The organism is Nonomuraea coxensis DSM 45129 (assembly GCF_019397265.1).
Lineage (GTDB): Bacteria > Actinomycetota > Actinomycetes > Streptosporangiales > Streptosporangiaceae > Nonomuraea > Nonomuraea coxensis.
Map to the genome: position 1 here is coordinate 5,948,768 of NZ_CP068985.1, position 22,591 is coordinate 5,971,358.

At 72.7% G+C, this 22,591-nt stretch carries 25 protein-coding genes and 4 tRNA genes; 16 read left to right on the forward strand and 13 right to left on the reverse strand.

Annotated features, from left to right (window positions below):
- Positions 1-53: 53 nt before the first annotated feature.
- The 3 genes from Nocox_RS27805 to Nocox_RS27815 form a co-directional block, all read right to left on the reverse strand.
- On the reverse strand, positions 54-800 hold the full coding sequence (locus Nocox_RS27805) for an SDR family NAD(P)-dependent oxidoreductase (RefSeq protein WP_033411302.1): 747 nt from the start codon (positions 798-800) through the stop codon (positions 54-56).
- A gap of 20 nt (positions 801-820) precedes the next feature.
- Positions 821-2,377, reverse strand: a complete 1,557-nt coding sequence (locus Nocox_RS43780; protein WP_020547186.1) for a phospholipase D family protein — start codon at positions 2,375-2,377, stop codon at positions 821-823.
- Positions 2,378-2,477: 100 nt separating this feature from the next.
- A complete protein-coding gene (locus Nocox_RS27815) occupies positions 2,478-2,669 on the reverse strand; it encodes a hypothetical protein (protein ID WP_020547187.1) in 192 nt (63 codons plus the stop codon).
- 101 nt (positions 2,670-2,770) lie between these two features.
- On the opposite strand from Nocox_RS27815, the gene Nocox_RS27820 reads away from it, so the two are divergent.
- The gene (locus Nocox_RS27820) at positions 2,771-3,499 is read left to right on the forward strand and encodes a DUF4352 domain-containing protein (RefSeq protein ID WP_020547188.1); all 729 of its coding nucleotides are present in this window, start codon (positions 2,771-2,773) and stop codon (positions 3,497-3,499) included.
- Between the two features lie 66 nt (positions 3,500-3,565).
- On the opposite strand, the gene Nocox_RS27825 is transcribed toward Nocox_RS27820, so the two are convergent.
- Positions 3,566-3,637 (reverse strand) — tRNA-Val (locus tag Nocox_RS27825).
- Positions 3,638-4,121: 484 nt separating this feature from the next.
- Between Nocox_RS27825 and Nocox_RS27830 the strand changes: the two genes are divergently transcribed.
- Complete coding sequence (locus tag Nocox_RS27830; RefSeq protein ID WP_020547189.1) at positions 4,122-4,538, forward strand: SsgA family sporulation/cell division regulator; 417 nt, start codon at positions 4,122-4,124, stop codon at positions 4,536-4,538.
- A gap of 68 nt (positions 4,539-4,606) precedes the next feature.
- On the opposite strand, the gene Nocox_RS27835 is transcribed toward Nocox_RS27830, so the two are convergent.
- On the reverse strand, positions 4,607-5,242 hold the full coding sequence (locus tag Nocox_RS27835; RefSeq protein WP_020547190.1) for a DUF305 domain-containing protein: 636 nt from the start codon (positions 5,240-5,242) through the stop codon (positions 4,607-4,609).
- 93 nt (positions 5,243-5,335) lie between these two features.
- On the opposite strand from Nocox_RS27835, the gene Nocox_RS27840 reads away from it, so the two are divergent.
- On the forward strand, positions 5,336-6,724 hold the full coding sequence (locus Nocox_RS27840) for an LVIVD repeat-containing protein (RefSeq protein ID WP_020547191.1): 1,389 nt from the start codon (positions 5,336-5,338) through the stop codon (positions 6,722-6,724).
- 58 nt (positions 6,725-6,782) lie between these two features.
- Here the strand turns inward: Nocox_RS27840 and Nocox_RS27845 are convergent, their stop codons facing one another.
- Genes Nocox_RS27845 through Nocox_RS27855 form a run of 3 tightly spaced genes read right to left on the reverse strand, consistent with a single transcriptional unit; the run spans position 6,783 to position 9,510 of the window.
- A complete protein-coding gene (locus Nocox_RS27845; protein WP_020547192.1) occupies positions 6,783-7,613 on the reverse strand; it encodes an aminotransferase class IV in 831 nt (276 codons plus the stop codon).
- A complete protein-coding gene (locus Nocox_RS27850) occupies positions 7,610-8,560 on the reverse strand; it encodes a chorismate-binding protein (protein WP_020547193.1) in 951 nt (316 codons plus the stop codon). Before Nocox_RS27850 ends, Nocox_RS27845 begins: the two co-directional genes overlap by 4 nt.
- A 29-nt stretch (positions 8,561-8,589) precedes the next feature.
- Entirely contained in the window at positions 8,590-9,510 is a 921-nt protein-coding gene (locus tag Nocox_RS27855) for a LysR family transcriptional regulator (RefSeq protein ID WP_157383459.1), read from the reverse strand.
- A 57-nt stretch (positions 9,511-9,567) separates the two neighbouring features.
- Between Nocox_RS27855 and Nocox_RS27860 the strand changes: the two genes are divergently transcribed.
- Positions 9,568-10,758, forward strand: coding sequence for an NAD(P)-binding domain-containing protein (locus Nocox_RS27860; RefSeq protein ID WP_026215165.1), 1,191 nt, complete (start codon positions 9,568-9,570; stop codon positions 10,756-10,758).
- Here the strand turns inward: Nocox_RS27860 and hutH are convergent.
- From hutH to Nocox_RS27875, 3 genes are read right to left on the reverse strand one after another with little or no spacing between them, the layout of a single operon-like run.
- Positions 10,739-12,289, reverse strand: coding sequence for a histidine ammonia-lyase (gene hutH / locus Nocox_RS27865; RefSeq protein ID WP_026215166.1), 1,551 nt, complete (start codon positions 12,287-12,289; stop codon positions 10,739-10,741). The two genes, Nocox_RS27860 and hutH, sit on opposite strands and share 20 nt — an antisense overlap.
- A 16-nt stretch (positions 12,290-12,305) precedes the next feature.
- Positions 12,306-13,013 (reverse strand): ArsR/SmtB family transcription factor, encoded by a 708-nt coding sequence (locus Nocox_RS27870; protein WP_020547197.1) that lies wholly within the window; start codon positions 13,011-13,013, stop codon positions 12,306-12,308.
- A gap of 54 nt (positions 13,014-13,067) precedes the next feature.
- Positions 13,068-13,619 carry a hemerythrin domain-containing protein gene (locus Nocox_RS27875; RefSeq protein ID WP_026215167.1) on the reverse strand — a complete coding sequence of 184 codons (552 nt, stop codon included), beginning with the start codon at positions 13,617-13,619 and terminating at the stop codon, positions 13,068-13,070.
- Positions 13,620-13,731: 112 nt separating this feature from the next.
- Between Nocox_RS27875 and Nocox_RS27880 the strand changes: the two genes are divergently transcribed.
- The 10 genes from Nocox_RS27880 to Nocox_RS27920 all read left to right on the forward strand — a co-directional run bounded on the left by Nocox_RS27880 (position 13,732) and on the right by Nocox_RS27920 (position 19,351).
- On the forward strand, positions 13,732-14,928 hold the full coding sequence (locus tag Nocox_RS27880; RefSeq protein ID WP_020547199.1) for a ferritin family protein: 1,197 nt from the start codon (positions 13,732-13,734) through the stop codon (positions 14,926-14,928).
- Between the two features lie 82 nt (positions 14,929-15,010).
- Positions 15,011-15,082 (forward strand) — tRNA-Gly (locus Nocox_RS27885).
- A 15-nt stretch (positions 15,083-15,097) separates the two neighbouring features.
- A tRNA-Cys gene (locus Nocox_RS27890) sits at positions 15,098-15,168 on the forward strand.
- Positions 15,169-15,173: 5 nt separating this feature from the next.
- Positions 15,174-15,248 (forward strand) — tRNA-Val (locus Nocox_RS27895).
- A gap of 357 nt (positions 15,249-15,605) precedes the next feature.
- Positions 15,606-15,734 (forward strand): hypothetical protein, encoded by a 129-nt coding sequence (locus Nocox_RS43785; protein WP_020547201.1) that lies wholly within the window; start codon positions 15,606-15,608, stop codon positions 15,732-15,734.
- 97 nt (positions 15,735-15,831) lie between these two features.
- Positions 15,832-16,578 (forward strand): IclR family transcriptional regulator, encoded by a 747-nt coding sequence (locus Nocox_RS27900; protein ID WP_084685934.1) that lies wholly within the window; start codon positions 15,832-15,834, stop codon positions 16,576-16,578.
- 127 nt (positions 16,579-16,705) lie between these two features.
- Complete coding sequence (locus Nocox_RS27905) at positions 16,706-17,356, forward strand: Rossmann-fold NAD(P)-binding domain-containing protein (RefSeq protein WP_020547203.1); 651 nt, start codon at positions 16,706-16,708, stop codon at positions 17,354-17,356.
- A gap of 79 nt (positions 17,357-17,435) precedes the next feature.
- The gene (locus Nocox_RS27910; RefSeq protein WP_020547204.1) at positions 17,436-18,536 is read left to right on the forward strand and encodes an LLM class flavin-dependent oxidoreductase; all 1,101 of its coding nucleotides are present in this window, start codon (positions 17,436-17,438) and stop codon (positions 18,534-18,536) included.
- 30 nt (positions 18,537-18,566) lie between these two features.
- Positions 18,567-19,181 (forward strand): FMN reductase, encoded by a 615-nt coding sequence (locus Nocox_RS27915; protein ID WP_020547205.1) that lies wholly within the window; start codon positions 18,567-18,569, stop codon positions 19,179-19,181.
- 32 nt (positions 19,182-19,213) lie between these two features.
- Positions 19,214-19,351, forward strand: a complete 138-nt coding sequence (locus tag Nocox_RS27920) for a hypothetical protein (protein ID WP_157383460.1) — start codon at positions 19,214-19,216, stop codon at positions 19,349-19,351.
- On the opposite strand, the gene Nocox_RS27925 is transcribed toward Nocox_RS27920, so the two are convergent.
- Complete coding sequence (locus tag Nocox_RS27925; RefSeq protein ID WP_020547206.1) at positions 19,341-20,336, reverse strand: NHL repeat-containing protein; 996 nt, start codon at positions 20,334-20,336, stop codon at positions 19,341-19,343. The two genes, Nocox_RS27920 and Nocox_RS27925, sit on opposite strands and share 11 nt — an antisense overlap.
- A 160-nt stretch (positions 20,337-20,496) precedes the next feature.
- Here Nocox_RS27925 and Nocox_RS27930 point away from each other — a divergent pair, with 160 nt between their 5' ends.
- On the forward strand, positions 20,497-21,000 hold the full coding sequence (locus Nocox_RS27930) for a hypothetical protein (RefSeq protein ID WP_157383461.1): 504 nt from the start codon (positions 20,497-20,499) through the stop codon (positions 20,998-21,000).
- A 100-nt stretch (positions 21,001-21,100) separates the two neighbouring features.
- The gene (locus tag Nocox_RS27935) at positions 21,101-21,835 is read left to right on the forward strand and encodes a type 1 glutamine amidotransferase (RefSeq protein WP_020547208.1); all 735 of its coding nucleotides are present in this window, start codon (positions 21,101-21,103) and stop codon (positions 21,833-21,835) included.
- Here Nocox_RS27935 and Nocox_RS27940 read toward each other — a convergent pair.
- Entirely contained in the window at positions 21,804-22,544 is a 741-nt protein-coding gene (locus tag Nocox_RS27940) for a sulfite exporter TauE/SafE family protein (RefSeq protein WP_169577092.1), read from the reverse strand. The genes Nocox_RS27935 and Nocox_RS27940 overlap by 32 nt on opposite strands.
- Positions 22,545-22,591 lie beyond the last annotated feature (47 nt).

Genomic DNA, 22,591 nt, shown 5'->3' on the forward strand with positions numbered 1-22,591 from the left:
CACTTCCGACATTCCGCGGCTATACCACGCCATCCAGGGCGCCCGGGGGAACGTCAGCGGAAGTAGGAGGCGCCGTTCAGGTCGAGCACCGCGCCGCTCGCCCACTCGGCCTGCGGCGAGGCCAGGAACACCACGGCCGCCGCGATCTCCTCCGCCCGCGCCACCCGCCCGAACGGGCTCTGCGCCCTGATGGCGTCGCCCCGCGGCGCCTTGAGGTGCTCGTTGGTCATGTCGGTCGCCACGAACCCCGGCGCCACCGAGGCGACCGCGATCCCGTGCGGCGCGAGCGCGACGGCCAGCGACTGCCCGAGCGCGTTGAGCCCCGCCTTGGACGCCCCGTACGCCGGGGCGTCGGGCTCGCCGCGGTAGGCCCCGCGCGAGGAGACGTTGACCACGCGGCCCCCCGCCCGCATGTGGCGGAGCGCGCAGTAGGTGACGTTGGCCGCCCCCAGCAGGTTGACGGCGAGGGTGCGCCGCCAGGCGTCCTGCCACTCCTCGTACGACACCTCGGCCACGGGATGGTGGAAGAAGACCCCGGCGTTGTTCACCAGCACGTCGATGCGCCCGAGCGCGTCCGCGGCGGCGTCCACCATGTCGCGGACCTCGCCGGGATCGGCGAGATCGGCCCGGACGACCGCGTGCCCCTCCCCGGGCAGCTCGCCGAGCAGCCCGTGCGCCTCCGCCGCCGAATCGCGATGGTGGACGGCCACCCGGTCACCCTGCGCGGCGAAGGCCGCCGCGACGGCCCGCCCGATCCCCCGCGACCCGCCGGTCACGAGCACTCCACGTCCGCTGCTCACCCGCCGCACCCTAGCAGCGCTCAGAACCGGCCCGACCGCCGGAGCTCGGCCGGCCGGCCGTCCGGGTCCACGGCGAACCGGTAGAGGGGCATGGCCAGCGCCTTCTGCAGCCTCGACAGGGTGGGCGCCGGGTGCGGACGCAGCCGCCCCGGCGGGCGCGGACCCTCCTCGCCGCCCCGGTGCCACTCCTCCAGCCGGGCCGCTGACCGCGCGAACGCCTCGAAGGCGGCGGCCGGGTCGCACAGCTCGTCCTGCTCGCCGCCCGGCAGGTCCAGGTGCTCGGCCATGAGGGTCAGCCGCAGGTCGCGGGCGAAGCGCAGCGCGCCGTACGGCGGGCGCGGGTCCTCCCGCTCGTCCAGCACCGCGCAGCTCAGCTCCGAGTCGTACGTCCACGAGCGCAGGTTGACGTTGTCGGAGCCGACCGTGGCCCACACGTCGTCCACCACGCACGCCTTGGCGTGCACGTAGATGGGGGTGCCCCGGTGGTTCTCCAGGTCGTAGACGGCGACCCGGTCGCCGCCCGCGGCGCGCAGCCGGGCCAGGGCGTCCGCGCGCCCGATGAGGCTGGCGGGCCCGGCCAGCAGGCCGTCCTGGTCGGGATGGCGCGGCACGACGACGATCATGCGCAGGTCCGGCTCGCGCTCCAGCGCCTCCGCGAACGGCTCGATGACGTCCGTGGACCACAGGTACTGGTCCTCCAGATAGACGATGGAACGGGCGCGGGCCAGCACCTTGCGGTAGGCGCGGGCGATGCTGCGCTCGCCGTCCGGCGCGAACGGGTAGCGGTCCCACCGCGCCGGATAGGTACGCAATAACTGCACGGCGTGCCGCCCGGCCGGCGGCGGAGGCGGGCCCGGCTTCGGCAGCGGCGGGGCGTCGTCCAGCCGGCCGAGGTGGTCGCGCAGCCGGCGCAGCGGGTCCCGGGTCTCGGGGGCGGGGTCCTCCCAGCGTTCACAGAAGACCGTCTCCACCTCGGCGACGGCCGGTCCGTGGATGGCGACCTGGATGTCGTGCCAGGGCGGGCGGGGGCCGTACGCGTCGGGCATGGGGCAGCTCTGCGGGTCGCCCAGGTGGTCGGCGTCGTCGCGGCGGCTGTGGCACAGGTCGATGCCGCCGACGAAGGCGACGTCCCTGGTGGCGTCGCGGTCGTGGCGCAGGATGACGAACTTCTGGTGGTGCGCGCCGCCCGGCTTGGTCCGCGTGTCCAGCAGGGCCTGGCCGCCGGCGTCCTCGATCTCCCTGCCGAGGCGGCGGTTCTCCGCCGAGCTGAAACGCAGCAGGTCCATGTGCGAGCGCCAGATGAGGCCGCGTACGAGGGCGCCGCGCCGCGCCGCCGCGGCCATGGCCTCGCTCACGGTCGGCCCGTCGGGGGTCAGGCGCTCGTCGGGGTCGCCGCGCCAGTCGGCGAACAGCAGCAGGTCGTCCTTGCCGAGCTGCTCCAGGCAGGCCCGCAGCTCGGCGAAGTAGGTCGCTCCGTGGACGAGGGGGCGTACGTCGTTGCCGGTCGTCCACGGCCCGAGCTTGGTCGCCCCGTTGCCGCGCTCGTCCTCAGTCAGGAACCAGTCCTCGATCCGCATTTTGTACCATTTACCCCATACGGAGGCCATGATGTGCGCTTGTGCGCCTGCCCCTCGTCGTGCCTGGTCAACCCGGTGTCATCGTTTGACCGGCCGGACGTCAACCCGAGCGGACGTCGGCCTGCGCGCACTCCTCCAGCAGACGCCCGGCCATCTCCCGGGTGAGAGTCCGGGCCGGCATCGCCCGCAACCGCGCCCCGGCCTCCCAGCCCGCGCGCCCGACCGGCTCGGCGAACCAGGCCCGTCGGCACGGGCCGCGGCAACCGCGCAACCAGGCGGACGGCACGATCACGGTGCTGTCCGCATCCGGACACGTACAGACGGTGAACCAAGGCGGCGACCGGAGCGTCTCACGTCTCACAACGTCCTAACGCCGTCACCGGGAGTCGCCACATGGGCCATCCGCCGCACCAAGGGCCGTACGACCAGCAGCCGCATCAGCCGTACGGCTACGCGAGCGGCCCCCAGCCGCAGTACGGCCACCAGCCGCCCACGGGCCCGCCCCCGCCGCGACGCGGCAACACCGGGCTGATCCTGGTGCTCGCGATCGGACTGCCACTGCTGCTGCTCGGCGGATGCGCGGCTTTCGTCATGACCCTGGCCGGCGCGAACGACAGGGTGGTCACCGAGCCTGACCGGTCAGAACCGGTCTCTCCGCAGGAGTCACGGCCGAGCGCCTCACGCTCTCAAGAGGCGCGGGATCCGGCGACCGCCGCCGCCGTCGGCGGATCGATCACCCTCGACGGTTTCGAGGGCCTGAAAATGTCCGTCACCCTCACCAAGCTGGTGGATCCGGCGACCGCCGGCCAGTTCTCGACCGCGCGGGCGGGTCACCGGCTCGTCGCCGTGCAGCTCACGCTCAGGAACGTGGGGCCGACCGTCTACAGTGACTCCCCCACGAACGGCGCCTTCCTCATCGACGCCGACGACCAGCAGTACCAGTCGTCGTACCACGAGGTACGAGAGGGGCAGGGGTTCGGCGGGCAAGCCACGATCAACGCCGGCGACAGCCGGAAAGGTGTGATCGTGTTCGAGCTGCCAAAGTCGGCGAAGGCGGTGAAGTTCCAGTATGGGCTTAACTCGGGATTCGCCGACCAGAAGGGCGAATGGTCACTCGGGTGAGTAGCCGCTGTCGCACAAAGATCAAGGGCCACATCTCCGTGTCGGGGATGTGGCCCTTGAGCTCGGTGGGCGATACTGGGATCGAACCAGTGACCTCTTCGGTGTGAACGAAGCGCTCTCCCGCTGAGCTAATCGCCCGCCCTGCCGGTCCCTCGCGGTGCCGACGGGGAAAACCATACCGCACTCCGGCACCTGCTGGCGAAGCGAAGCGGCCGGGAGGCGGGTGTCGGGCAGGTGCCGGGCGGGTTCCGGGGGGTGCCTGGCGGTCGCGGCGGAGGGATTCAGGGTGAAAGGCGGCGGTTGCCCACCGGCGAGTGGGGTCGGTGACATACCATCGTCGTGTCCCGGAAGTGGGCGGTCGCGATCTTTCTTGAGAAACGTTCATGATCGGCCGTTCCGGGGCAGGCTCGACAGCACGCAAAACCCTTGCAAATGCGACCCGATTGATGCCGTTTAGCCTGGTAGATGCCTGAATGTCCAGCTGTGATGTGCGTTACAGAAGGCCCCTGAGGCGGAATCTTTCCTACAGGTTTCTTCGTTCCGCGTCATAGCTCAGGACGAAGTCCGTCAGAGCAGTGAAAGCCCCGAAGAGGGGACCTACGACGAAAAGGTTTGGCTGACGATGAACAGCACCACCGTCTCCGCCGAGCTTGGCCTTCGGCTTGTGGTCCCCGACCGTACTACCGTCCCCCTGCTCGCCGGACTGAGCTACACAGCCGACGACCCTTACGCCATCCGCATGGCCTTCCACGTAGGGAATGACGAGCCGGTCGAGTGGATCTTCGCCCGCGAGTTGCTGACCGTGGGCATCGTGAGGCGTGTCGGCGACGGCGACGTGCAGGTCTGGCCCGCCCGCGCCGATGGAGAGCGCACGCTCCACATCAGCCTCACCTCGCCGTTCGGCCAGGCGCTGTTCGAGGTGCCGCTGGCGCCGCTGACGGAGTTCCTGCACCGCACGTACGAGAAGGTGCCGGCGGGACGTGAGACCGACTTCATGGACCTCGATGCCGAGTTGACCAACATGCTCTGGCCGTCCTGAGCCACGAGAAGACGTGAAGTGAAGGGGGCGGGCCCGATCGTACGGGCCCGCCCCCTTTCGCGTGCGTCTCACGCGGGCGGCAGGGACTCCATGGCGGCGCGCATGCGGGCGATCTCGATGCTCTGACCCGCGTACACGTCCTTGGCCAGCAGCCGCATGCGGTGGTCGCGGCCGCCGGCCAGCTCCTCCTCCGCCATCGTCACGGCGCCCTCGTGGTGGCGGGTCATGAGCCGCAGGAACAGGCGGTCGAAGGCGTCGCCGCGGGCGGCCCGCAGGGCGTTCAGCTCCTCCTCCGTGGCCATCCCGTAGCCGGAGCCGGTGCCCGCCGCCGTGTGGTCGTGACCGGCGGGGGCGGGGCGGCCGAGGCCGGCGAGCCAGCTCGTCATCGCCCTGATCTCGGGGGTCTGGGCGGCGGTGATCGCGCGGGCGACCCGGCGTACGACGTCCGTCGTGGTGCGCTCCTCGACCAGTGAGGTCATCTCCAGCGCCTGCCGGTGATGCGGGATCATCGCCTCCGCGAAGCGCACGTCGGCGGCCACGGTCGGCTGCGGCGTCCGGCCCACCCGCTCCCCCGGCGTCGCGGTCCGCGCGGGCGCCCCGGGGCTGCCCGGCACGATGACGGGCGCGTCCGTGCCGATCGCGGACGGCGGCCGGACCGCCTCGGCCGCGCACGCGGCGGTGGAGAGAGCGCAGGCGGCAAGCACCGAAAGCACCTTAACTGTGATGAATGCCGTACGCGGCCGCGAACCTGCTGACATACCTTCCATAGTGAGCTACGAGACAAAGGGGAATGCGCGTTGATCTCTGCCAAGCTGCGCGGAGCGGTGTCGGTCGCGGCGACGCTGTTGCTGACCGCCGCGTGCGCGGGCGGCCCGTCGGCCTCAGGGGAGCCGGCGAGCTCAGACACCTCCCAGCAGGAGACCAGCGCTCCAGCGGACCGATCCCCGGCCGGGGACGGCGTCACGGCCAGCGACAACGTCAGGCAGGTCGCGCACGTGCCGAGGACCGCCCCGTTCGACGGACGGGACGACATCAACACCGACCTCGCCTTCCAGGGCGACTACGCCTTCCAGGGCAATTTTGGCGGTTTCGCCATCTACGACATCAGCGATCCGAAGAAGCCCAAGACCGTCACCCAGGTGGCCTGCCCCGGCCAGCAGAACGACGTGTCGGTCTACCGGAACCTGCTGATCCTGTCCATCGACGAGCCGGTGTCCGGCCCGGAGTGCGACGCGGACGACGACGAGCCCGCCTGGGAGGGGCTGCGCATCTTCGACGTCAGCGACAAGGCAAGCCCGCGCTACGTCGGCGCCGTCGCGACCGACTGCGGCTCGCACACGCACACGATGGTGCCCGCCGGGGACACCCTGTACGTCTACGTCTCCTCCCCCGGCCCGGTTCCCGAGTCGCGGACCTGCCCGCCGCCCCACGAGCTGATCCAGATCGTGGAGATCCCGATGGGGGCGCCGCAGTCGGCGCGGGTGGTGGCCAAGCCGGACATCTTCCCCGAGCGCCAGCACGACGAGATGCTCTCGGGCTGCCACGACATCACCGCCTACCCGGAGAAGAAGCTGGCCGCGGCCGCCTGCTTCGGCGACGGCGTGCTGCTCGACATCGCCGACCCGGTACGGCCGAAGGTGCTCCAGCAGCTCACCGACACCGAGAACTTCTCGATCTGGCACTCGGCGACGTTCAACAACGACGCGACCAAGGTCGTCTTCAGCGACGAGCTCGGCGGCGGCGGCCAGGCCACCTGCGACCGCGGCACGCCGCGCACCAAGGGCGCGAACGCCGTGTACGACCTGGTGGACAACAGACTGGAGCTGCGCGGCTACTTCAAGATCGACCGTGAGCAGCAGCAGGACGAGAACTGCGTGGCCCACAACGGCTCGCTGATCCCGGTGCCGGGCAAGGACGTCATGGTCCAGGCGTGGTACCAGGGCGGCGTGTCCGTCTGGGACTTCACCGACTCGGCCGCCCCGAGGGAGATCGGCTACTTCGAGCGCGGCCCGCACCGGCCGCCGACCATCGCGGGCTCCTGGTCGGCCTACTACTACAACGGCTACATCTACTCCAGCGACATCATGGAGGGCCTGGACGTCCTGGAGATCGACGACCCGCTCACCGACCCGGCCAAGAAGGTCAAGATGGACGACTTCAACGTCCAGACCCAGAAGAGCTACTGAGTTCCGGCTCCGGCCGCGCGGGACGCGCGGCCGGAGCCCGGACGTGGGTGTGCGCCGGTCACGGGTCCAGGTCGGAGGCGGCGCGCTCGGCGAAGACCCGCATGGCCTTGCTGGTGATCGGGCCGGGGGCGATCGGCAGCTCGGTGTCGTCCACGAGCTTGATGGGCTGCACGTCGCGCGTGGTGGAGGTGAGGAACGCCTCCTCGGCCTCGTACAGGGCCGACAGCGGGATGTCGGTCTCCTCGCCGCCGAACCACTCCAGCACCAGCCCGCGGGTCACGCCCGCCAGGCAGCCGGCCTCCAGCGTGGGGGTGACCAGACGGCCGTCGAGGACGAGGAAGACGTTGGAGCCGGTGCCCTCGCACAGGTTGCCCGCGAGGTTGCCGAAGACGGCCTCGCCGCCGCCGCGCTTCTTGGCGTAGAGGAGGGCCTTGGCGTTGTCGCCGTAGGAGGTGCTCTTGACGCCGGACAGCGCGCCGCGCTCGTTGCGCGGCCAGGGGACGACGGTGACGTTCGCGGTGGCGGGGAACGGCTTCTGCTCGTCGATGATGACGACCGTCGTGGTGCCCTGGTTGCCGCGGTCGGAGCCGAGGGGGCCGGGGCCGCTGGTGTAGGTGACGCGGATGCGGCCCAGCGCCCAGCCGGGGGCGTTCTCCAGGAGGCGGTCGATGCCGCCGGCGATGGCGGCGACGTCCGGCTCGGGCAGGTCCATGCGCTGGGCGGAGAGCTTGAGCCGGTCGAGGTGCCTGGTCAGCGCGAACGACCGGCCGTTCACGAGCTTGATGGTCTCGAAGACACCGTCGCCGACCATGAGCCCGTGGTCGAAGACCGAGACGGTGGCCTGCGCGGGGTCGATCAGCTCCCCGTTGACCCAGACAGGGATGTTCATGCGTTTCCTCCTGTGGATGCCAGGGCTATGAGCCTGGCTGCTTTGAGCTCGGTCTCGAGCCATTCGCGCCGGGGATCGCTGCCCCAGGTGATGCCCGCTCCCGTGCCGAACCGGATCTCGCCTGCCGAGATCTGGAAGGTTCTGATGCCGACGGCCAGCGCCGCCGTGCGTCGGTCGGCGTCGACCCAGCCCACCGTGCCACAGTACGGGCCCCGGGGTGCCGGTTCGAGCTCGTTGATGATGCGCAGCGCGGACGATTTGGGGGCTCCCGTGACCGATCCCGGCGGGAACGTCGCGGCGAACAGCTCCGGCCAGCCGGCCCCCGGCGCGAGCCGCGCGCGTACGGTCGACACGAGGTGCACCAGCCCCGGGTGCTCCTCGACCACGCACAGCTCCGGCACCTCGACCGAGCCGACGGCCGCCACCTGGCCGAGGTCGTTGCGGACCAGGTCGACGATCATCACGTTCTCGGCGTGGTCCTTCGGCAGCAGGTCGGCGGCGGTGACGCCGGTGCCCTTGATCGGCCGGGACTCGACGACGTCGCCGTCGCGCGCGAGGTAGAGCTCGGGCGAGGCGGTCACCACGCTGAGGCCGGGGAGGCGGACCACGCCGCCGTACGGGGCGGGGTTGCCCTCGGCGAGCCGGGCGGCCAGCGCGAGCGGGTCGGCGCCGGGCGGGAGCGGAGCGGTCAGGATCCGGCACAGGTTGGCCTGGTAGACCTCGCCCCGCTCGATGAGGGCGCGGATGGTGCGCACGCCGCGCTCGTAGGCGTCACGGTCGAGGGAGCTGCGCCACTCGTCCGGCTTTGGACCGTGCCAGGGCGTGGCGGGGCGGGGCAGCGGCGCGGGGCGTACCTGGTCGAAGCGGGCGCACGTCACCTTGCCCTCGTAGTCGACGACGACAGCCCACCAGCCCTCGCCGTCGAGCGCGGCGAGGTCGGAGGTCACGTCCCGAAGACCGGTGGCCAACATATGGCCTAAGCGGGCGAATCCGTCGTACACGCTTCCCATTCTTCCAGGAGCCGGACGAATTCCAGTGCGGCGGGGAGGGGGTCTTCCGGCAGGGCCGCGTACACCCTGCGGACGGGGGCCTGCCCGCGCAGGGGCCGCAGCACCAGACCGGCCGGTACGGCGCGGGCGGCCAGCTCGGGCACGAGCGTCACGCCGAGCCCGGCGGCGACGAAGCCGAACTTGCCGGTCCACTCGGCCACCCGCAGCCCGCCGCGCGGCGCGAACCCGGCGGCGGCGCACGCGGCGAGCAGCAGCGTCGGCTGGCCGCGCGGCGCGGCCTCGATCCACGTCTCCCCGGCCAGGTCACGCAGGTCCACCGCGTCCTCGGCGGCCAGCCGGTGCCCGGCGGGCAGGGCGACCAGCAGCCGGTCCTCCCGCAACGGCACCAGGCGGCCGGTGTCCGCGGCGGGCAGCCCCGCCGGGTAGTCGCTGATGACGGCGGCGTCCAGCGCCCCGGCGCGCAGGCGCTCCAGCAGCTTGGTGGTCAGCCCTTCGACCAGGCGCAGCTCGACGCCGGGGCGGCGGGTGGCGAAGCGTCTGAGCGTGCCGGGCACCAGGTCCACGTTCGCGGTGGCGAACGCGCCCAGCCGCAGCGTGCCGCCCCGGCCGGCGTGCAGGGCGGCCAGCTCCTCCCCGGCCCGCTCCAGCCGGTCGAGCACGGCGGCGGCGTGCCGGTGCAGGGCGGCCCCCGCGGGGGTGAGCCGGACGCCGCGGGGCAGCCGTTCGAACAGCGGCCCGCCGGCGGCGCGTTCGAGGGCGGCGACGCGGCGGGAGACCGCGGACTGGGTCTGGCCGAGCAGTTCGGCGGCGGCGGTGAAGGAGCCGCTCCGCGCGACCTCGTCGAAGAGGCGGAGCGTGGCGGCGTCGAAGGCATTCGTGTCAGTCATGGCTGCCATGCAATCTAGTCGGTGGTGGAATACCGGACTCACCGCTTCACTGGCCCCATGATTGCTTTTCTCGGACAGGGACGGATGGGCGTCCCCATGGCCCGGCGGCTGGCGGCGGCCGGGCACGACGTGACCACCTGGCGGCGCGGCGCCGGCGTCTCCCCCGCCGCGGCCGTGGAGGGCGCGGACCTGGTCATCACGATGCTGAGCGACCCCGCGGCGGTGCGCGAGGTGCTGACGGCGGCGCTGCCGGGGCTGCGGCCGGGCGCGACGGTGGCCGAGATGTCGACGATCGGCCCTGAGGCGGTGCGCGAGCTGCGCGCGCTGCTGCCGGCCGGGGTGGGCCTGGTGGACGCGCCGGTGCTGGGCAGCGTCGGCCCGGCGGCCGAGGGCGCCCTTACCGTGCTGGCGGGCGGCGACGGCGACGACGTGGCGCGCTGCCGTGAGGTGCTGTCGGTGTTCGGCACGGTGCGCGAGCTCGGGCCGCTGGGCGCGGGCGCGGCCATGAAGCTGGCCGTGATGAACGCGCTGGTGCCCGCCCAGGTGCTGCTGGCCGAGACGCTGGCGTACGGGGAGGCGCACGGCGTGGACCGCGAGGCGCTGTCCGACGTGCTGGCGCTCACCCCGCTCGGCGCGCTGGCCGAGCGGCTGCGCGTGCCCGCCGCCGAGACCCGCTACTCCCTCGCGCACGCCGCCAAGGACCTGGAGCTGGGGGCGTGGGAGGGCGCGAGCGTCGCGGGGGCGGCCCGCGCCCGGCTGCAGGAGGCGCGGGCGGCCGGGCTCGGCGAGCGCGACCTGACCGCCATCGCCGGCCACGTGGCGGTGAGCCCGGCGGGTACGCGGGCGGTGCCGCTCAACCTGGCGACGGTCCCGGCCACGAACGGGATGTACTCGCACGCGGTGCGGGCCGGCGACACGCTCTACGTCTCGGGGGTGGCGGCCTTCGACGAGCACGGCGAGATCGTCGGCGAGGGCTCGATGGCGGCCCAGTCGGAGCACGTCTACCAGGTCATCGGGCGCATCCTCGCCGACCAGGGCGCGGGGTTCGGCGACATCGCGTTCATCCGCACGTATCTGACGGACATGGACGCCCGCGCCGAGCACGGCGCGGTGCGCCGCAAGTACATCACGGGCACGCCCCCGGCCAGCACGACCGTGGAGGTGTCGCGGCTGTTCATGCCGGGGCTGCTGCTGGAGGTGGACCTGATCGTGGCGCTGCCGTCGCGGGTCACGCCAGGGGGCCGGTGACCTGCTCCACAGCGGCGATCACGCCGCCGTCGGCGACCAGGCGGACGGCGGCGTCGATCTCCGGCGCCAGGAACCGGTCGGGCCCGGGGGCGGGGACGGTCTCGCGCAGCGCCCGCACCACGGCGGCCGTGGCGGGCGCGGGCCGCAGGGGGGCGCGCAGGTCGAGCGCGCGGGCGGCGGTCAGCACCTCGATCGCCAGCACGCGGGTGAGCCCGTCGATCGACCTGCGCAGCTTGCGCGCCGCCGACCAGCCCATGGACACGTGGTCCTCCTGCATGGCCGAGCTGGGGATGGAGTCGACGCTCGCGGGCACGGCCAGGCGCTTCAGCTCGGAGACGATCGCGGCCTGGGTGTACTGGGCGATCATGTGGCCCGAGTCCACGCCGGGGTCGTCGGCCAGGAAGGCGGGCAGGCCGTGGTTGCGGGCCACGTCGAGGAACCGGTCGGTACGCCGCTCCGACATGGAGGCCAGGTCGGCGGCGACGACGGCGAGGAAGTCCAGCACGTACGCGAGGGGCGCCCCGTGGAAGTTTCCGTTGGACTCCACCCGGCCGTCGGCCAGCACGGCCGGGTTGTCCACGGCGCTGGCCAGCTCCCGCTCGGCGACGGTGGCGGCGTGCGCGAGCGTGTCGCGGACCGCGCCGGCGACCTGCGGGGCGCAGCGCAGCGAGTAGGCGTCCTGGACGCGGGTGCACGCCTCCGGGTCGCGGTGGCTGGCCATGACGCCCGAGTCGCGCAGCACCTTCACCATGTTGGCGGCGGATGCGGCCTGGCCGGGATGGGGGCGCAGGGCCTGCAGTTCCGGGGCGAAGACGCGGTCGGTGCCGAGCAGCGCCTCGACGCTCATGGCGGCGCTCACGTCGGCGGTGCGGACCAGGCGGGTGAGGTCGTGGACGGCGAGGACGAGCATGCCGAGCATGCCGTCGGTGCCGTTGATGAGCGCGAGGCCCTCCTTGGCGGCCAGCTCGACGGGCTCGATGCGGGCCTGCTTCAGCGCCTCGGCGGCGGGGCGGAGGTCGCCGTCGCGGTCGCGGACCACGCCCTCGCCCATGAGCGTGAGCGCGACGTGCGCGAGCGGGGCGAGGTCGCCGGAGCAGCCGAGGCTGCCGTACTCGTGCACGACGGGGGTTAGGCCGGCGCTGATCAGGGCGGCCAGCGTTCTGGCGGTGACCGGGCGGATGCCGGTGTGGCCGGTGGCGAGAGTGTGCAGGCGCAGCAGCATGAGGGCGCGGACGACCTCGGTCTCGACCTCGGGGCCGTTGCCGGCCGCGTGCGAGCGGACGAGGGAGCGCTGGAGCTGCGCGCGCAGCGCCGGGTCGATGTGCCGGGTGGCGAGGGCGCCGAAGCCGGTCGAGACCCCGTACGCGGGGACGGGGCTCTCGGCCAGCTCGTCCACCCGCTGGCGGGCGGCGGCCATGGCGGCCACGGCGTCGTCGGTGAGCCTGACCGCCGCGCCGTGGCGGGCCACGTCGATCACGTCCTGGAAGCTCAGCGGCTCGGGGCCGACGGCCACGACTCCGTTGTCGCGCATGGTGGGCACTCCCTCGTCAGGTAACTGGTGTGTGCGATGTTAGCTCCTTACTCGGAAACATCGCGGCCAGCCCTTCCCTGCCCTCGTCGGTGAGGATCACCGCACGTGGGACGGTGCCGCGCCGGTACCAGCCGCGCTCGAACAGCGTGTCCGTGACCGCCGCGCCGAGCGCTCCGCCGAGGTGCGCGCGGCGCTCGGTCCAGTCCAGGCACTCGGGGGCGAACCTGCGCCGGGAGCCGCGCGCGCCCGCCACGTCCACGCCGAGCCCGGTCAGCAGCCGCTCCCCCTCGCCGGTGAGGCCGGAACCGGTGTAGTAGCCGCCCGCGCGCAGGCCGTCGAGCAGCCCGACGCCGGCCCGCCCGGCGAGATGGTCGTAGCAGGTGCGGGCCTCCTCCAGCAGCCGCGCCTGCCGCGACTGGCGCAGCGAGCGGACCGGCGGCCGGGCGCTGATCCTGGCGAGGACCTCCAGGACCTCGGCCACCTCGTGGCCGGAGAGGCGGTAGTAGCGGTGGCGGCCCTGCCGGACGACGTCCACGAGCCGGCCGTCGAGCAGCCGGGCCAGGTGGGCGCTCGCGGTGGCGGCGCTCACTCCGGCGATCCTGGCCAGCTCCCCCGCCGCGAGCGCGCGGCCGTCGAGGAGGGCCGTGAGGATGGCCGCCCGGGTAGGGTCCGCGATCAGCGCGGCGACGGGGGCGATGTCGGCGTCCCTGGCGATGTGCTCCATGCTCCCGACGGTAGTACGCGCACGTTTCGTCCCGCGCCGAAGGGTGCCGGTGGGTCAGCTCCTGCCGAGGGCCTTGCGGATCACCTCGCGGGCCCGCTCGGCGAACGCCGCCGGGGTGCCCGTCAGCAGGTTCCTGGCAGGGGACTCGGCGCCGGGACGCGGCCGGATCGACGCCAGGCCCCCGGCGGCCCGGACCGCCGCGCCCATCGCCCGCCGCTCGACGGGCGTGGTGCAGGCGCGCAGCCGGGCGAACTCGTAGCGCTCCTCGCCGCGCGCGTGCGTGGTGACCGCGGACCGCAGCTCCGCCAGGCGGTCCCAGAAGCGAGGGTGGTCGACGCCGTCGCGGTGCAGGTCCTGCAGCAGCCGCTTGGCCAGGCTCTCCTCGCGCAGCCGGTCGGCGACGACTCCGGGGCCGTTGTCGAGCTTCCTGCGCGCGTACGGATGGACGATCTCCTCCTCGGCGGTCTCGTGCACGGACAGCAGCCGCGTCAGGCGGGAGAAGGCCGCCTCCACCTTCTCCGGCGGCGCCTGCTCGACCTCGTCGAACAGGTCCCTGATCCGCCCGTGCTGGGCCACCAGCAGGTCGATCACATCGTGTTCTGCCACGCCAGGCGGCCTACCCGGCCTCCCACCGGACACGCGCCTCCTTACCGAACGCGGGACGTCCGGGGACCCAACGCGGAGGTTGCCCGCCGAACCCCCGGGTACGGGCGCCGACATGGCCTTCGATCCGCTGCAGGAGCGGGGTATCCCGCTGGACAGGCAGCTCCGCGACTGGCGCGAGCTGGACGTCACGCCCATCGACCCCGACCGCGCCGACCCGTACACCCGCTGCCGGATCATCACGATGAACGGCATCGAGACGGAGGCGGTGCTGTTCAACCACCAGCTGGCCAGGCACTGCCCGGACACCGAGCTCAGGCGGCGGCTCGCCCAGGTCCGCTACGTCGAGGCGGAGCAGCAGAAGGCGGTGAACTGGCTGCTGCCAGGAGCGCCGTCGGTGCTGGAGACGACCATCGCGTACGAGCAGGCCGCGGTGGAGCTGACGGCGTGGGTGGCGCGGATGGAGCCCGATCCCTACCTGCGGCAGGCGTACGAGTTCGGGGTGCTGGAGGAGGTCGACCACCTCTACCGGTTCTCCAACCTGTACGAGATGGTCGAGCACCGCGCTGCGGAGAAGATCGTCGACAACGTGACCGAGGTCATGCCGGGGCGGCCGACGCGCCTGCAGCACCGCGATCCGGCGGACGGCGTGCGCGAGGCGTACGACCGGAGCCGGACCGAGCCGCTGTCGCGCCTGCACGCCCTGACGATCACGGCGGCCGAGCAGCAGGCCATGAACCACTACCTCAACGTCGGCCCCCTGCAGATGGAGCCGATCGCGCGCGAGCTCTACCAGGAGATCGCCATGGTGGAGGAGGAGCACGTCACCCACTACGAGTCCCTGGTCGACCCGGGGCAGAGCTGGTGGGAGCGGCTGCTCAACCACGAGTACAACGAGTGCTACCTGTACTACTCCTTCATGGAGACCGAGTCCGACCCGAGGGTGAAGCGCCTCTGGGAGCTGCACCTGGGGATGGAGCTGGAGCACCTGCGGCTGGCGGCCGACCTGTTCCGGCGCTTCGACGGGCGCGACCCGGACCAGGTGCTGGCCCCGGCGCTGCCGCCGCCGGTCACGTTCGAGCCGAACAAGGCGTACCTGCGGGAACTGCTCGCCGCCCAGGCCGGCTTGACCACGCTGGGCACCGGCTACGCGCGCGAGGCCCACGAGCGGTTCGAGCGGATGCAGGACGCGGTCATGGACGGGCGGAAGCCGGCCTCCGAGCGGGTCGTCGGCGACAACCGGAGCGTCTCCGGCCAGGAGTACCGCCTGGAGACGGAGGGCCCGCACCCGGCGCAGGCCCGGCTGGGATGAGCGGGGCGCGGATTCCCAGTTTGGGTACTCGGCCGAGATTCGCTACAGTTCTCTCGTCGCCCCGGTCGCGAGCGGGGCGGATGCGGAAGTGGCTCAGTGGTAGAGCATCACCTTGCCAAGGTGAGGGTCGCGGGTTCGAATCCCGTCTTCCGCTCGGAGCTTCCGGCTCGGTGGCGTGGCCGAGAGGCGAGGCAGCGGCCTGCAAAGCCGTCCACACGGGTTCAAATCCCGTCGCCACCTCACAAGGACGATTAGCTCAGCGGGAGAGCGCTTCCCTGACACGGAAGAGGTCACTGGTTCAATCCCAGTATCGTCCACCATCACCGCCTCACCAGTTCCGGCCTCTCTGCGGCCGGCGCTGGTGAGGCTTCGTCGTTTTCCGGGCCGCCGCGCCGCGTGCGCCGCCGCCCCGCCTGCGGCCTGCTGGTCGCCGGGCGGCCTGAGCGACAGGCCGGGGCTTCCTGTCGGGTGGCCGGGGTAGGCGCGGGGCCATGAGGTTCGGGAACTGGGACGTGCGGCCGCTGGGCGGCTGGACGGGCTGCCTGCTGATGATCATCGTGTCGGTCCTGCTGTCGGTCGTGCTGACCGTGGTGGTCAACTGGCTGCTCTGAGCCCAGGACGAGAGGGACGCGCGCACCGGGCCGGCGCGTACGCCGTCGCGGCGCGACGATCATGGCATGGACGTTCAGGACGGCGCGCCCGTGATCGGCTTCGGCGGCGCCGGGGAGGCCCGCGTGAGCGCCACGCCGGACGGCTGGCGCAGCGTGGAGCTGGTGGAGGAGCAGAGCCGGCGCACGGCCCGCTGACCCGCGCGCCACGGTATCCCCGGCGTGTCCTCGCCGTCGGGCGGGTGTGTCCGCCGGGGTAGGCGTCGCGATTTCAGATGGCGATGATGCTGGAGCGATGACAGGTGACGCACAGCCCAGCGATCTGATCCGGAGTGTCTCGCGCGCCCTTCGCGTCCTGGAGGAGGTGGCGCGGGCCGATCGGCCCCTGCCGGTCAAGGTGATCGCCCGCCGCTGCGGGCTCAACCTGTCGACGTCGTACCACCTGGTCAGGACGCTGTGCTACGAGGGTTACCTGCACCGGCGGCCCGAGGGCGACTACCTGCTGGGCTCGAAGGTGGCCGAGCGCTTCCACGACATGCTGGACGGCTTCGAGCGGCCGCCGCACGCCGGCTCGGTGCTGCGGCACCTGGCGGAGGTCACGGGGCACACCGCGTACCTGGCGCAGCTCGCCGACGGGCGGCTGCTGGTGGTGGACGTCGCCGAGGGGCCGCGTTCGCCGTGGCTGGAGGACCTGCAGGCGGGGCTGGAGACGGCGCCGCACGCGACCGCGCTCGGCAAGGCGCTGCTGCGGGCGCTGCCGGCGCGGGACCGGCGGGAGATCCTGACCGGGTACGGCCGGCTGCCCCGCTTCACCTCCGCGACGCCGGCCACGGTGGAGGACGTGGAGGAGGAGCTGGCGAGCCTGCCGCCGGGGCGGATGGTGGTGGAGGAGCACGGGCAGTTCCGCGAGCAGGTGGCGTGCGCGGGGGCCGTGGTCGCGGGCACGGCGTGGGCGATCGGGATCTCCACGCGCGGGCTGGAGCTCCCGGCCCCGGCGGTGGCCCTGCTGTCCGCGGCGGCCCGCGACCTGGCAGGCGCGTAAGCCCCCGCGACCCGGCAGGCGCGTGAGCCTCGCGACCCGGCAGGCGCGTGAGCGCCGCGACCGGGCGGGCGCGTGAGCCCTATCCTTCCCCTGAGGACATCGGCGAGACGATCGGGGCTGGCCCGCCATGAAAGTGATCATCTTCGGGGCGACCGGCATGGTGGGCCGGGGCGTGCTGCGGGAGTGCCTGCTCGACGCCCGGGTCACCGGCGTGCTCACCGTCGGGCGGACGGCGACCGGCGTCAGCCATCCCAAGCTGCGCGAGCTCGTCCACGGCGAGCTGGACGACCTGTCGCCGATCGAGGACCGCCTGGCCGGGCACGACGCCTGCTTCTTCTGCCTCGGCGTCTCCTCGGCCGGCATGAAGGAGAAGGACTACCGGCACGTCACCTACGACTACACGGTGACGGCGGGCCGCACCCTCGCCAGGCTCAGCCCCGGCTCCGTCTTCGTGTACGTCTCCGGCGCCGGCACCGACGCCCACGGCCGCGCCATGTGGGCCCGGGTGAAGGGCGAGACCGAGAACGCGCTGCTGGCGATGGACCTGCGGGCCTACATGTTCCGGCCCGGCTACATCCAGCCCCTGCACGGCCTCACCTCGCGCACCCGGCTCTACCGTCTCGGCTACGTCGTGACGCGCCCTTTCTACCCGCTCCTGCGGCGGATGTTCGGCCCGGCGATGACGACGACCGAGCAGATCGGCAAGGCGATGATCGCCGTGACCGAGCACGGGGCGCCCACGCGGATCCTCGGCCCGGCCGGCATCAACGCCCTCTGACGGCGATGATGGAATAACCGCGAGGGCCTGAGCGCTACCGTAACCGTTAAAGTTTCAACAGTCATGGATGGTGACTAAAGTGCAGTTCGGGATCTTCTCCGTGGGCGACGTGACGATGGACCCCATGACGGGCAGGACGCCGACCGAGCATGAGCGGATCAAGGCGATGGTGACGATCGCGCTCAAGGCCGAGGAGGTCGGGCTGGACGTCTTCGCTACCGGCGAGCACCACAACCCGCCGTTCGTGCCGTCCTCCCCCACCACGATGCTCGGCTACATCGCGGCGCGGACCGAACGGCTGATCCTGTCCACCGCCACGACCCTCATCACCACGAACGACCCGGTGAAGATCGCCGAGGACTTCGCGATGCTCCAGCACCTCGCGGAGGGCCGCGTGGACGTGATGATGGGCCGGGGCAACACCGGCCCGGTCTACCCGTGGTTCGGCCAGGACATCCGCCAGGGCATCCCCCTCGCCGTGGAGAACTACGCCCTGCTGCACCGGCTCTGGCGCGAGGACGTGGTCGACTGGGAGGGCCGCTTCCGCACGCCGCTCCAGGGCTTCACCTCGACGCCGCGCCCGCTGGACGGGGTGCCGCCGTTCGTGTGGCACGGCTCGATCCGCAGCCCCGAGATCGCCGAGCAGGCCGCCTACTACGGCGACGGCTTCTTCGCCAACAACATCTTCTGGCCGAAGGAGCACTTCCAGCGGCTCATCGCCCTCTACCGCCGGCGCTACGCCCACTACGGCCACGGCACGCCCGAGCAGGCCGTCGTCGGGCTCGGCGGGCAGGTGTTCATGCGCAGGAACTCCCAGGACGCGGTCAGGGAGTTCCGCCCGTACTTCGACGTCGCCCCCGTGTACGGGCACGGCCCCTCGCTCGAGGAGTTCATGGCCGAGACGCCGCTGACGGTGGGCAGCCCGCAGCAGGTCATCGAGCGGACGCTGGAGTTCAGGGACTACTTCGGCGACTACCAGCGCCAGTTGTTCCTCATGGACCACGCGGGCCTGCCGCTGAAGACCGTGCTGGAGCAGCTCGACCTCCTGGGCGAGGAGGTCGTGCCGGTGCTGCGCGCGGAGTTCGCCAAGGGCCGGCCGGCCGGGGTGCCGGACGCGCCGACGCACGCCTCCCTGCTCGCCGCCAGGCAGGAGGCGGAGATCGCCCCCGTGGAAGCCTGACCCCCCCGTACAGGAGAAGAAGGAGACATCATGAAGCTCGTCGTGGTCACGGCGGGACTGACGCAGCCGTCCTCGACCAGGCTGCTGGCCGACCGCCTCGCCGAGGCGGCGGTCCGGCGGCTGGCCGGGCACGAGCCGGACGTGCGCGTGATCGAGCTGCGCGAGCTGGCCGGCGACGTGGCCAACGCCTTCGTCACCGGGTTCCCGAACGCGCGGCTGCGCGCGGAGCTGGACGCGGTGACCGAGGCCGACGGGCTCGTCGCGGTCACGCCGATCTTCAGCGGCTCCTACAGCGGGCTGTTCAAGTCGTTCTTCGACGTGCTCGACAACACGGCGCTGGCCGGCAAGCCGGTGCTGGTCGCGGCCACGGGCGGCACCGCGCGGCACTCGCTGGCGCTGGAGCACGCGCTGCGGCCGTTGTTCGCGTACCTGCGGGCGGTGGTCGTCCCGACCGCCGTCTACGCGGCGGCGGAGGACTGGGGCGGCGGTCAGGACGCGTTCACGGACGGGCTCGGCGAGCGCGTGGAGCGCGCCGCCGGGGAACTGGCCGACCTGCTGCTGCACCGCGCGCCCGCGGCGGCGGAGCCGGTCAGGGAGGTCGTGCCGTTCGAGGAACAGCTCGCCGCACTTCGCCCGAAGCGGTAGTTTCCGGGGGGTCGCGGGAGCAGGGTCCGCCCGTGCTCGCAGCCACCCTCCTGGCCCTCTCCCTCGCCGTCACCCCGGGTGGACACCATGCAGCGGGTCTTGGCAACCTCGACCTCAAGCCGCCGCTGAGGTGGAAGGTCTACGGCGACAGCTACACGATCAGGAGCTGACCCGTTTCACGGCCACCACGTCGTACGTCGTCTCCGGCGTGGGCGGTGTGGTGAAGCGGGCGTTCGGCAGGTAGAGCCGGTCACCGAACGCGGCCACCGTCGTCGGCACGTCGAAGCGCGGGTCGGTGATCCGCCTGGCGATCCGGCCGGACGAGCCGTCCCGGGACAGGGCGATGACGGCGATCGTGTTGAGGCGGTTCTGCACGGCGTACAGGGTCCGGCCGGACAGCAGCAGGCCGTCGCCGTTGGTCAGTGTCTCGCCGCCGAGGTCCACCTCGGTCGTGACGCCGGTCGCCGGGTCCGCCTCGAACAGCTTGCCGGTGTTGGACTGCACGATCAGCAGCGAGCGCCGGTCCGGGCTCGGGGCGATGCCGTTGGCGTTGTTGCCGGTGGTGTACTGGATGGCGCCGCTCAGCGGGATCGTGACCGCCTCGGCGGGCAGCGCGCCGCCCCGGCCGAGCGGCAGCTTGTACAGGACCGGGTTGGCGGAGTCGGTGAAGTAGGCCGCGTTCCCCATGAGGATCACGTCGTTGACGAAGGCGGTCCCGGTGGCCAGCCGGTACGACCTCAGCACCGCGCCGGTGCGCAGGTCGATCACGCGGGCGTCGCCGCCCGTCCCGCCGGCGGCGAACAACCGGCCGCGCCCGTCGGTCTTGAGCCCGAGCGTCGGCGTGCCGGGGCCCTTGCTGATCACCGAGCCTTCACCGGTGCGCAGGTCGGCCCGGTAGACGTCGCCGTTGGCGCGGGAGCCGAAGTACGCGTGGGGCCCCGGCCCGATCGCGATCCCCTCCGGCTGGAAGCCGTCGGGCAGCGGGAAGGCCGCGGGCTTGGCGCCGGGCTGGAGAGCGCCGGGCTGGAGAGCGCCGGGCTGGAAAGCGCCGGGCTGGAAAGCGGTGGCCTGCGCGGGCTGGGCGCCGAGCAGGAGGACCCCTGCCAGGGGCACGATGAGCGCACGGAACGCGGTCGTGAGGATCGCGGGTCTCATGCGGCCCACGATGCCCGGACGCCGGGGCCGCGTTAAGTGCCGCGGCGGGCTTTCACAGCGAGTTCGGAGGAAGGGCGCGATGCCGGACCCGGCGACCGTCGCACGCTCGCGGTGTGGTCGGGGTAGGTTGGGCACCGAAGCCAACAAACGGGGTTAGATCATGTCAAATGGTGCCCGTCATGCCCTCGGAGTGGTCGCCGGGCTGCTCCTTCCTCCTGTGGCGCTCGCCGGCCTCCTGTACGGCATCGGCGAGATCTCCTTCCAGACCCGCTCCGCGTTCCAGTTCCCGTGGTACGCCGCCGGCGTGCTGGCCGCCGCCGCGGTCGTCCTGGCCCTCCTCGCCGGCTCGCGGCTCTCGCCCGTCGCCTCGCTCCTCGGCGGGCTCGCGTACACCGCGCTGGGCCTGACGCCCCTGCTGGAGTTCTCGGGCGGGCCGCGGCTGGTGCCGCAGGGGATGCTGCCCGCGCGCGTCCACGAGGGTTACCTGGCCCTCGGCTACTCGGGGGCGCTGCTGTTCGCGGGGGTGCTGCTGCTGACCGTCTCGCTGTTCCCGTCACGGTGGCGGGCGGCCGTTCCTGAGCCGCTCTCCGTGTCGCCCGCGTACGGACAGGGGACCTCTCCGTACCTGCCCGAGGACGCCACCAGGCCGATGTACCGCGAGTAGGCCGCGGACGGCCTGGCAGAATGCGGGCCATGCGCGACACGAAGATCGACGACCTCCCGGCCGGCCGGACGCCCGCCGCCACACCTTCCCGGAGCGTGTGATGGGCAAGGTGCTGGTGGTGCAGAACAGCAGGAGCGGCGGCCCGAGCCGGGTGGGCGACTGGCTGGCGGACGCCGGCCACGAGCTGGACGTCGTGCTCGCCCACGAGGGCGCCCCGCTCCCTGACCGGCTGGAGCACGACGCCATGATCATGCTCGGCGGCGGCTACCTCCCGGGCGACGACGACCGGGCCCCCTGGCTGGCCGCCGCCCGCCGGCTGGTCGGTCAGGCGCTCGCGGAGGGCGTTCCGCTGCTCGGCATCTGCCTGGGCGGCCAGATGATCGCCGAGGTGGCGGGCGGCGAGGTCACCGGCGACACGGGCGCGCCCGAGAACGGCAGCCTCCCCGTCACGATCCGGCCGGAGGCGGCGGCCGACCCGCTCTTCCACGGGCTGCCCCCGGTGGTGCCCGCCGTCGAGCACCACAAGGACGCGGTCACCGGGCTGCCGCCCGGCGCGGTGTGGCTGGCCGAGACGGCGGCCTGCCCCTACCAGGCGTTCCGGGTGGGCGAGCGGGCCTGGGGGGTGCAGTTCCATCCCGAGGTGCTGCCCGCGCGCATCCGCGAGTGGGAGGCCGACGGCTTCGATCCCGCAGAGGTCCACGCGCGGGCGGTGGCCGACGAGCCGGTGTCCACCCCGATCTGGCGCATGGTGACCCTGCGCTTCGCGGCCCTGGTCGCCGAGCACGCCGCGGCCAGGGAGGCGGCTAACCCGCGTAGGAGTCCCAGCCGAGCTTGACCGCCACCGCGACCCCGCAGACGGCGGCCAGGTACCGCAGGCTGTGACCGGGCAGGCGGCGGGCGATCTTGGGGCCGATCCAGCCACCCAGCAGGAAGCCCGCCGCCAGCGGCACGGCCGCGGCCCAGTCCACCGGGCCGAACAGCGCGAAGCCGAGGGCGGCGACCGCGTTCGCCAGGCCGGACAGCACGTTCTTCATCGCGTTCAGCTTGGCGTCGCGATGGGCGAACATCGAGGAGAGCACGGCGAACAGCAGGATGCCGCCGGCCGCGCCGAAGTAGCCGACGTAGATCGTGACGGCGAACAGCGCGATCCGCCCGAGCACCCCGTGCTCGCCGCGCGCCTCGCGCGAAGGCGGGCGGGCCAGCAGGAGCGAGGCCATCCCGATCAGCCAGGGCGCGATGAGCTCGAACGTCCGCGCCGGGGTCACCAGCAGCAGGAGCGCGCCGGTCGCGCCGCCCAGCGCGGCGACCGGGCCGAGGCGCAGCATCGTGCGCCCCTCCCCCGCGAGCTCGGGACGGGAGCCCGCCGCCGCGCCGATGCCGGTGAAGACGAGGGCGACGGTGTTGGTGACGTTCGCGGTCAGCGGGGGCAGCCCGAAGGCGAGCAGGGCGGGGTAGGAGACGATCGAGGCGAGACTGACGACCGTGCTCACCACTCCGGCCGCGACACCGGTGGCGAGCAGGCCGAGCACATCTCCGACGATCACCCGGTCATGCTAGTGACCGGTCCTTTTCGTCCGTGCCGCCGGGGCGG